The following is a 4,796-nucleotide window of genomic DNA, read 5'->3' as shown; positions in this document are numbered from 1 at the left end:
TCGTAGCCATAGCTACGGCGAGGATTTTCAACGACGCAGGCTTTCAAAATCGCCCGGCCCTGAAAGGGTGCGGCTGGAATGGCCCCCGTGGGCGTCAAAATCCTCGCGCGATGCTCAAGCATCGCTCTGCGGTGTTTTCCTACTCGGATGGCCATTCCAGCGCGCATCATATGGGTCCTAATCACTGATCCTTGGTATTACCTCGCCGACATTCTGAGCTGCGCCAACCCCAGCAGAAATCCGAGCCACAGGGCGACGATGTGGCCGATGTCGGCAAGCGGATCGAAAGCAAACGCAATCTTCAGCCCGATCGTCAGGAGAATGACTGCCAGAAGCGGAAACCGCCAGCGCATGCCGGACACGGCAAGTCCTATAAGCCCGAACCCGCCCAGAGACATGCCGACATCATGCGCCGCCGACAGGCCGGTGATGTCCGGCCACAGGGCAACCCCCAGCAACAGCAGGCCAGATGCCGCAAGATCGAGGGAGAAGAACAGGACAAGGGTCGAGACACTGCCCCGCTTCCATTCCGTATAGCCGAGAATGGCGGCCGCGAAGAGAAGCTGGCGGACCAGCATGCCCCGGTCGTGGGACAGAAAAGTGGCCGTCACGAACCGCCAGATTTCTCCGGACCACACGGCATCCTTGCCGATGCCCCAGTCTGCCAGAGCGTTCGCCGGCAATTCGCCGAAAAACGTACCGGCCAGGGCATTGGCGACGAGCATGACCGCCAGAAATGAAAGCGTGAAACGAAAGCGCCAGAGTGTGAGGTTGATGGGCAAGAGTTCAATCCGCTCCTGAACGGGTCAGACCGTCAGGCTGTCATCCTGCCAAAGGCGGAAACCGCCGTCGAAAGCCAGCGTGTTGTCGCCGCGGCGGCACTTTGGCGGCAGTTCATCCAGCTTGTCGACATTGCCACCGCCAATGACGATATAGTCCGGCTCCAGCGCCGCCGTCAGCGTCTCCACGACATCATGCACCTTTTTGCGCCACGTCTTCTTGCCGTGTTTCTCGCGATATGCCTCGGCAACATAGTGCTCGAAGCTGTTGCCCTTGCGGTAGGGGAGATGGGCGATCTCCATGGGCTGGGCGACATTCTCCACGATCATGGCAGCGCCCAGACCGGTGCCAAGTCCCAGAAACAGCATCCGGCCGCCCTGATAGGACCCCAGCGCCTGCATCAGCGCGTCATTGACGATCCGCACCGGGTAACCGAAGGCCTGGCGGTAGTCGAAGCCGACCCAGCCTTCGCCGAGGTTCGCCGGCTCGGCGACCGGCTTGTCATGAACCACCGGTCCCGGATAGCCGATCGCGATGACGTCGTAGTCGAGCCCCTCTGCCATCGTTTTGACCGCCGCCACCATCTCGGAGGCGGTCATCTCTTTTCCGCTATCGGCCTTCCGCTCCGGGCCGCCGGCGCTGGAGCGGATCTTGACATGGCTGCCGCCGATATCGATGGCGAGAACGCGGCGCTCGCTGCCTTTTAGATTGGTCTGTTCCATATCTCGCTCCTTCAGGATTGCGCTGGATCGAACCAGCCACCGGGCGGGGCAAAGCGTGTCATTTTCTCGGTGCCCCAGGTGCCGGGCTTGTAATGTTCCGGCTGAGCCTTGTCGTCCAGGATCGGCTCGAAGATGGTCCAGGCGAGTTCGGCGGCGTCCTCGCGTGTGAACAGTTCGCGCCGTCCGGCCATGGCATCGCCGATCAGCCGGTCATAGGGCGCGAGATCACCGACGCCGTCATCGACGGCCGCAAGTTCCACCGCCTCGCCCCGCATGTCCTCGCCCGGCGATTTGCGCCGCGCGCCAAGGCCGATCGCGATCTCCGGCCCCAGCCGGAAGCGGACATAATTGGCGCTGGAATGCTCCACCGTGTCGAACAGCGCGATCGGCGGGCGCTTGAACCGCACCACGACCTCAGTCGCGTGAACGGGCAGGTTCTTGCCGGCGCGGATGAAGAAGGGCACACCGCTCCAGCGCCAGGTATTGAGGTGAAACCGCACGGCGGCAAAGGTCTCCGTCGTCGAGCCGGCGGCAACGCCCGGCTCATCGAGATAGCCGTCGAACTGGCCGCGCACCACATCCTCATGCGTCAGCGGCGGGATCGCCTTCAGGATCTGCACCTTCTCGTCCACCAGATCGTCGGACGAACCGGTCACCGGCGGCTCCATCGCCAGAAGCAGCAGCACGTTGACCAGATGGTTCTGGATCACGTCGCGGATGCAGCCGACCTCGTCATAGAACTTGCCGCGTCCCGACACGCCGAAATCCTCGGCCATGGTGATCTGGACGCTGTCGATATGGTCGCGGTTCCAGACCGGCTCCAGAAAGGCATTGGCGAAGCGGAAATAAAGCAGGTTCTGGATCGCCTCCTTGCCAAGGAAATGGTCGATGCGGAAGATCGCATCCTCCTCGAACACCGCATGCAGCACCGCGTTGAGCGCCTCGGCCGATTCGAGATCGCGCCCGAACGGCTTTTCCACCATCAGCCGGGCGCCCCTGGCGATCCCCGCCTTGTCGAGCCCGCCCGCGACCGTTTCGAACAGCGATGGCGGGATGGCGAGATAATAGAGCGGGCTCTTGGCGTCGCCGAGCCTCTCGCGCAGTGTGTCGAAGGTCGACTGGCTGCGATAATCGCCGGAAACATAGGATAGAAGCCCGGTGAATTTTGCAAACACCGCCTCGTCAATGGTCTCGACATGGGTCTCCACCGCGTCCCTGGCGCGGGCAATGAGCTGGTCGAGGGTCCAGTCGTCGAAGGCGACGCCGATCACCGGCGTCACCAGCGCACCCCGCTTCACCATCGCGTAAAGCGATGGGAAAATCATCTTGTGGGCCAGATCGCCGGTCACGCCGAACACGACCAGGGCGTCAGATTTTTGCTCCGTCATCGTCTCGATCTCCGCCCCGTCACGATTTTTCCAGATGGCCGCCAAAGGCGTAGCGCATCGCCGAGAGAACCTTGCCTGCAAATTCGGCTTCGCCGCGCGAGGAGAACCGTTCGAACAGCGCCGATGACAGGATTGGCGCGGGAACGCCGGTGTCGATTGCCGCCTGCAATGTCCAGCGGCCTTCGCCCGAATCAGATACTCGACCGTCGAAGCCTTCGAGATGCGGGTTCTCCTTCAGCGCCGCAGCGGTCAGGTCCAGAAGCCACGAGCCGATCACCGAACCATGGCGCCAGACCTCGGTCACGGCCGCGAGATCGATGTCGAACTGATAGTATTCCGGGTTCGAGAGCGGCGTGGTTTCGGCGTCGACTTCGCGTTCGGACTTGCCGGCATTGGCCGCCTTCAGCACGTTCAGTCCTTCCGCATAGGCCGCCATCACGCCGTATTCGATGCCGTTATGCACCATCTTGACGAAATGGCCCGCGCCGGTTGGCCCGCAATGGAGATAGCCCCGCGATGCCGTGCCCGTGGATGCGTCCGGCGCTGCCCCCGTATCGGCGCCCGGCGCAAGCGAGGCAAAGACCGGGTCGAGCCGCTCGACCGCAGCCTTCGGCCCCCCGATCATCAGCGAATAGCCGCGCTCGAGACCCCACACGCCGCCCGACGTGCCGGCGTCGATGAAGTCGATACCGGCGGGCGAAAATTCCGTGGCGAGGTCGATTGCGTCGCGATAGTGTGAATTGCCGCCATTGATGATGGCGTCGCCCTTTTCGAGCTTGCCCGCAAGGTCGCGGGCAATCCGCGGCGTGATCGCCGCCGGCAGCATCATCCACACCGCGCGGGGCTTTTCCAGCCTGGCGACAAGGTCCTCGACGGAACTGGCGCCGACCGCGCCTTCCTTGACCAGTGCGGCGACATTGTCGGCGTTGACGTCGTAGACGACGCATTCATGGCCGTCCTTCATGAGACGCCGCACCATGTTGGCGCCCATACGTCCAAGACCCATCATTCCAATCTGCATGTCAAAACTCCGTTTCCAGTTGCCGATCGACCTGTTCGCCGACGCGAACGGTGAAATCTACATTCTCCCACTGTCCGCTTTCCGGCCAGAAGAAAGTGAAAACCACGGCATGTCCGGGTTCCACGCCCTTCAATGGCAGATCCGCGAAATGGGTCCCGAGCCCCGATGGCTTCGTCTTGATGTCCTTGACGGTCGACCAGCCATCGGCGCTCCAGTGGATGGTTGCCGCATCCGCCAGTTCGATCCTGAGCTTCTTGCCGGCCGGGATCGTGGCCAGCCTGTTGTCGAACCGCCAGATCCGTATTTTTGACGCTGTCTGCTTGTCGATATAGCGGGCCCGGCCCTGCGGCGGCATGTCAAACACGGCGCCATCGGCGAGCGAGCGCAGCAGTTTGATATGCTCCGAATGCGCCCAGACCAGCGGCATCGCACTGCCCGAGGGCCGTCCGAAATAAAGCTCGCGGTGCGGCATGTCGGGCCCATCCCAGCTTTGCTCCGGGAGCAGCCCGCCGGCATTGGCGGATTTTTCAAAGGTTTCGAGCAGGGCCTTGGCCGCATCGGTCCGACCGGCGGCAAGCTCGTAATGGGCGCGCTCGCCGGCCAGCAAGGGCCAGGGCCGCCCCTGACCGATGCCGTCGAAAGCCCGGCCGTCCTCGTGCTCGCCGTAACCGTCGCCGGTGTAGCGGTACCAGAGCGGGCCTTGCGGCAGTTCCGCCCGCAACGTGTGATCGATCGCCTTGACGGTATCGACGATATGGGGATCGTCCGCCGCGCGCAGCCCGAAGCGCACCAGCGCCAGCGCGTCCGGACTGATCACGGCATCGCTCGCCATGATCGAACGGTCGGGCGTCTGGTTGCGGATCGGCGTTTCGCCCGCCGGACCAG

4 protein-coding genes and 1 pseudogene are annotated in these 4,796 nt (G+C 63.2%); all 5 read right to left on the bottom strand.

From position 1 onward, the window contains the following. Positions 1–197: 197 nt before the first annotated feature. On the bottom strand, positions 198–782 hold the full coding sequence (locus tag B4E36_RS13950) for a hypothetical protein (protein ID WP_292059933.1): 585 nt from the start codon (positions 780–782) through the stop codon (positions 198–200). A gap of 24 nt (positions 783–806) precedes the next feature. Next, the gene (locus B4E36_RS13945) at positions 807–1,502 is read right to left on the bottom strand and encodes an ROK family protein (protein ID WP_292059931.1); all 696 of its coding nucleotides are present in this window, start codon (positions 1,500–1,502) and stop codon (positions 807–809) included. Positions 1,503–1,513: 11 nt separating this feature from the next. Continuing rightward, on the bottom strand, positions 1,514–2,890 hold the full coding sequence (gene zwf / locus B4E36_RS13940) for a glucose-6-phosphate dehydrogenase (protein ID WP_292059929.1): 1,377 nt from the start codon (positions 2,888–2,890) through the stop codon (positions 1,514–1,516). Positions 2,891–2,909: 19 nt separating this feature from the next. Next, positions 2,910–3,911 carry a phosphogluconate dehydrogenase (NAD(+)-dependent, decarboxylating) gene (gene gnd / locus B4E36_RS13935; protein WP_292059927.1) on the bottom strand — a complete coding sequence of 334 codons (1,002 nt, stop codon included), beginning with the start codon at positions 3,909–3,911 and terminating at the stop codon, positions 2,910–2,912. A gap of 1 nt (position 3,912) precedes the next feature. Then, a pseudogene (locus tag B4E36_RS13930) lies at positions 3,913–4,796 on the bottom strand (glucan 1,4-alpha-glucosidase); the annotation flags it as partial.

It is taken from the genome of Martelella sp. UBA3392 (genome assembly GCF_002358775.1).
Lineage (GTDB): Bacteria > Pseudomonadota > Alphaproteobacteria > Rhizobiales > Rhizobiaceae > Martelella > Martelella mediterranea.
The sequence above is the reverse complement of the archived record's forward strand: the minus strand, read 5'-3'. Positions and strand labels throughout refer to the sequence as shown.

Excerpts from the sequence above, each read along its gene's own strand:
- B4E36_RS13945 (WP_292059931.1), bottom strand. The coding sequence starts at position 1,502 with ATGGAACAGACCAATCTAAAAGGCAGCGAGCGCCGCGTTCTCGCCATC.
- zwf (WP_292059929.1), bottom strand. The coding sequence starts at position 2,890 with ATGACGGAGCAAAAATCTGACGCCCTGGTCGTGTTCGGCGTGACCGGC.
- gnd (WP_292059927.1), bottom strand. The coding sequence starts at position 3,911 with ATGCAGATTGGAATGATGGGTCTTGGACGTATGGGCGCCAACATGGTG.